This window comes from Haladaptatus sp. (assembly GCF_049589095.1).
In the GTDB taxonomy this organism is placed as follows: domain Archaea; phylum Halobacteriota; class Halobacteria; order Halobacteriales; family Haladaptataceae; genus Haladaptatus.
On record NZ_JBAWAC010000073.1, the window covers coordinates 1 to 4006 of the forward strand.

Consider the following 4006-nt stretch of genomic DNA (forward strand, 5'->3'; position numbering starts at 1 on the left):
CCAGGCCGACCGCCTGAAAATGCTCGTCGGGCAAATTGATTGGGTTCTCGAATCCGGCGGGGACGGCTGCCGTGAATCCGAACTGTCCGTAGTAGTTTGGATCGCCGTGGAGAAAGACGAGGTCGTCACCCGCCGTCCGGGCGGCGTCGAGACCGGCGCGGACGAGTCGGCTCCCGACGCCCGAACGCTGGTGGTCGGGCGCGACGGCGAGCGGCGCGAGCACGAGCGCCCCTCGTTCTTCGTCGTCATCGAGCGTGGCGTCCGTGAACATGACGTGGCCGACGATTTCGTCGTCACGGTCGGCGACGAGCGACAACGCAGGACGAAATACGGACGACTCGCGGAGTGCCGCAACGATGTCCGCCTCGTCGCGGCGACCGAACGCCGCGGCGACGACGTCGCTGATTTCATCGGTCTCGGTTTCGTTCTCGGGGCGTACGTCGAAATCGTTCATTACCGGTCGTCGTCGCCGTGGGACGAAATCAGTTCGCTATCCCCGACCGAACTTCGCCGTGAATCGGGTGCTACCCTGTCGTTCCCCGTCCATCGCGTTCAATAGGGCGTCGCGTTTCGCACCCGCGTCGAGTCCGAGTTTCTCGTCGAGCAGGTACAGCGTGAATCGGTAGGTGTGTGGGCCGTCGCCCTTCGGCGGGCAGGGACCGCGATAGCCGATTTCGCCGAACCCGTTCGTCCCCTGTCGTGCCCCGCCGAGCGAATCGACCGTCTTCGCTCCCGGAACGCCGCCCCCGATTCGGTGGGTGTTCGGCGGGAGGTTCCACAGCAACCAGTGAGTGAAGATTCCGCTCGGTGCGTCGGGGTCGTCGACGATGATGGCGAGCGATTCCGTGTCGTTCGGGACCGACGAGATTTCGAGCGGTGGCGAGCGATCCTTCCCGCTACAGGTGAACTCGGTCGGCACGCGGCCGCCGCCCTCGAACGCGGTCGTTTTGAATTCCGTCATGGTGTTCGTCCTCGATTCCGTTCGTGTCGTCCGGCCGCCCCCATCGTGGCGAACGCCTGTGCACCCCGACAGGGCCACGCCTCCCCCAGCGACGCCGACGAGGAAGGTTCGTCTTCGGAGCATCGATGGGACGTTCGACGCCCGCGGTAAAATGCCCTGTTGCCGTCTGTTTAAGTGCCTGCACGTCGTTTCTCGGGTATGATGGCTGAACTCAACCGACCCAACCGACGACAGTGCGTGGCGTGCGGACGTGAGGACTCGTGGGACGAATCAGACCATAACTGGAAGATCACGGGGAACGAGGGACGACCCTTCTGTATTCACGAGTGGGACATCAACGGATCCCACAGCCCGATTAGAGAATAGCGTGTCCGAGAAATCGAGAGCGAGAGATCGACAAACTGGCCCGTGGGTGTTGGCCCTCGGAGTCCTGGCGATCGGGGTTGGCGCGCTAGTTCGGGAAGTACGACGACAGCGAAGCGAACGAGAATAAAACCGGCTGTGATCCCGTGAGCGACGACCAGGGATCGGTCTCGTGGGATGAATTACCCAAACCAGAAAACATATATATTTTTACTTGTTGTTACGCTGTATTTATCATCCGTGCGGTCATCGTATCGATAATGGACGACCACGCCGATGACGTACACCGATGGCTTGGCGGGACCGACGGCAACGAGTTCGATAACCGACTCGACCATCGACTCGACATCCTCCAACGGAAGGCGGACGACAACCGCTGGTATCACGAACTCCCCGACGCTCGCGTTCGGAAGTTCACCCTGCTCGGTCCCCCGATTCCGAACACCGATGTCGAACTCGAAATTCCGACGTACGCGTTTTTCCCGGTCAGTGGCCCCTCGGACGACGATACCGCTTCGTCCCGCCCCGCAATCGTCCTCGTCCACGGTGGAATTCACGACAACTTCTCGACGAAGTACGTAAGCGTCGTTCGGGAACTTCTCGACGAGGGGTACGTCGTCGTCTCGCCGGAGTATCGTGGGAGCACGGGATACGGCCGCGAACACTACGAGGCCATCGACTACGGTGGTCACGAAATCGCCGACACGCTCGTCGCCCGCAACTGGGTCGCCGACCAAGCGGAGGTTGACGACGAACGGATCGGAGTCGTGGGATGGAGCCACGGCGGATTGCACGCCCTGTTGTCCGTGTTTCGGTATCCCGATTCCTACGCCGTCGCCTACGCAGGTGCGCCCGTCTCCGACCTGCTGGAGCGCTGGGACTACAAGGACGAGGGATATCACCGCCTGTACACGGCGAGCTATCACCTCGGTACCACGCCGAACGCCGACCCGGACCGGTACCGCAAGCGTTCGCCCGCCCATCAAGCAGTCGCCACGGGAACACCGCTCCGGATCCACGCGACGACCAACGACGGCGACGTCCATCACTCCGAAGTCGAGTCACTCATCGAATCCCTGCGCGACGTCGGTGCGGAGTTCGAATACGAGTGTTACGACGACGCTCCCGGCGGTCACGACTTCGAACTCAACGAATCACGATTCGCCCGGAATTCCCGGCAGCGAGTGTACGACTTTCTGGCAGACCACCTCTCGCCACCATGCCGTGATTCGACCGTCCGCCCGTGATTCGATCGTCCACGTGTGATGCTCGAACGCCCACAGGACGGTGGTAGGATGTTCCGGGACACCTACTTCTATTTCCTTTCGGCGAGAAGCCGAGTGTATGACCGACGCCGAAACCGGATCCGAGGCACCGACCGTGCTCGTACTGAGCCGAGGAACGCACGGCATGCCGATGTCCGACTACGTTTCCGAACTTCGTGAGCGACTGCCGAACCACGAGATCGTTCGCGCGAGAACCCCGGAAGAGGAGCGCGAGTTCATCGTCGATGCGGAAATCGTGACCGGCCTCGAAATCGACGAAGCCCTGATCTCCCGCGCCAAAAACCTCCAGTTGTTCGCCGCCGCATCCGCTGGAACGGGCCACCTTCCGCTCAACGCGCTCGAATCGCGGGGCGTGGCGGTGACGAACGCCTCCGGTGTTCACGGACCGAACATCGCGGAGCACGTCATCGGCGCGATACTCACGTTCACCCGGAACTTCCTCCGCGCGGAACGACAACAGGAACACGGCGAATGGCGCCACTTTCAGGCACACGAACTGCAGGGGAGCACCGTAACCATCGTCGGACTCGGTGCCATCGGACGGGCCATCGCCGAGCGGTTGGACGGGTTCGGCGTCGAGACCATCGGCGTTCGGTACTCGCCGGAGAAGGGCGGCCCGACGGACGAAGTGGTCGGCTTCGACGGTCTGCACGACGCGCTCGCCCGGACGGAGTACCTCGTGCTGGCCTGTCCGCTGACGCCCGAGACGCGCGGGTTGATCGGGACCGCGGAGTTCAGCACCCTCCCGCCGAACGCCGTTCTGGTGAACATCGCACGCGGTAAAGTGGTCGAAACGGACGCGCTCGTTTCGGCGCTTCGCGGCAATGCGATTCGCGGCGCGGCGCTGGACGTCACCGACCCGGAGCCGTTGCCGGAAGATCACTCGCTGTGGAACTTCGATAACGTGCTCATCACGCCGCACATGGCGGGCCACACGCCGGAATACTTCGCCCGCCTCGCGGATATTCTGGCCGACAACGTCGAACACGTGACCGAGACGGGGTCGTACGACGACCTTCGGAACGCGGTTCGCTGAGAACAGCACGAAAGCCGTAATCCCGTGCACGAAAACCGTGCCCTCGTTCGCGTACGGTTCCGCTGGCACCGCTCGCGGAGTTTCGTCTTCTTGTCCGGGACGAAAAAGTGAATTCGGTAGGAGAGAGATCGCCCGCGGATCCCTACCAGAGCTGTGCGGTAGGCGTCTCGCAGCAGTCGCAGATCGCCGCTTCGTTTCCTTTGTACGTCTCGTGAACGAGCGTGCCGTCGTCGCACCATTGACACTTTTCCCCCACGAGATGTCCGATGATGCCTTTCTCAGTAGTCAGACTCATATCGTCCACACTGTCAATCGCCCAAAACATGAATTTGCTGGCCCCCTGTGCAGGCAGTTTATCCC

At 62.3% G+C, this 4006-nt stretch carries 6 protein-coding genes; 3 read left to right on the top strand and 3 right to left on the bottom strand.

Annotated features, from left to right (window positions below; all coding sequences use genetic code 11):
• The coding region (locus WBV42_RS02605; RefSeq protein WP_423984653.1) for a GNAT family N-acetyltransferase at positions 1–454 on the bottom strand (454 nt) is incomplete at its 3' end.
• A gap of 36 nt (positions 455–490) precedes the next feature.
• Entirely contained in the window at positions 491–1084 is a 594-nt protein-coding gene (locus WBV42_RS02610) for a YbhB/YbcL family Raf kinase inhibitor-like protein (RefSeq protein ID WP_423984654.1), read from the bottom strand.
• A 78-nt stretch (positions 1085–1162) separates the two neighbouring features.
• Here WBV42_RS02610 and WBV42_RS02615 point away from each other — a divergent pair, with 78 nt between their 5' ends.
• From WBV42_RS02615 to WBV42_RS02625, 3 genes are all read left to right on the top strand, one after another.
• The gene (locus tag WBV42_RS02615; protein WP_342764502.1) at positions 1163–1327 is read left to right on the top strand and encodes an HEWD family protein; all 165 of its coding nucleotides are present in this window, start codon (positions 1163–1165) and stop codon (positions 1325–1327) included.
• Positions 1328–1584: 257 nt separating this feature from the next.
• Positions 1585–2571 carry an alpha/beta hydrolase family protein gene (locus WBV42_RS02620; RefSeq protein WP_423984655.1) on the top strand — a complete coding sequence of 329 codons (987 nt, stop codon included), beginning with the start codon at positions 1585–1587 and terminating at the stop codon, positions 2569–2571.
• Between the two features lie 97 nt (positions 2572–2668).
• Positions 2669–3646 carry a D-2-hydroxyacid dehydrogenase gene (locus WBV42_RS02625; RefSeq protein ID WP_423984656.1) on the top strand — a complete coding sequence of 326 codons (978 nt, stop codon included), beginning with the start codon at positions 2669–2671 and terminating at the stop codon, positions 3644–3646.
• 142 nt (positions 3647–3788) lie between these two features.
• Here WBV42_RS02625 and WBV42_RS02630 read toward each other — a convergent pair.
• Positions 3789–4006 (bottom strand): HVO_A0556 family zinc finger protein (locus tag WBV42_RS02630; protein ID WP_423984657.1); only part of this gene is annotated, 218 nt, incomplete at its 5' end.

Excerpts from the sequence above, each read along its gene's own strand:
- WBV42_RS02610 (WP_423984654.1), bottom strand. The coding sequence starts at position 1,084 with ATGCTCCGAAGACGAACCTTCCTCGTCGGCGTCGCTGGGGGAGGCGTG.
- WBV42_RS02615 (WP_342764502.1), top strand. The coding sequence starts at position 1,163 with ATGGCTGAACTCAACCGACCCAACCGACGACAGTGCGTGGCGTGCGGA.
- WBV42_RS02620 (WP_423984655.1), top strand. The coding sequence starts at position 1,585 with ATGGACGACCACGCCGATGACGTACACCGATGGCTTGGCGGGACCGAC.
- WBV42_RS02625 (WP_423984656.1), top strand. The coding sequence starts at position 2,669 with ATGACCGACGCCGAAACCGGATCCGAGGCACCGACCGTGCTCGTACTG.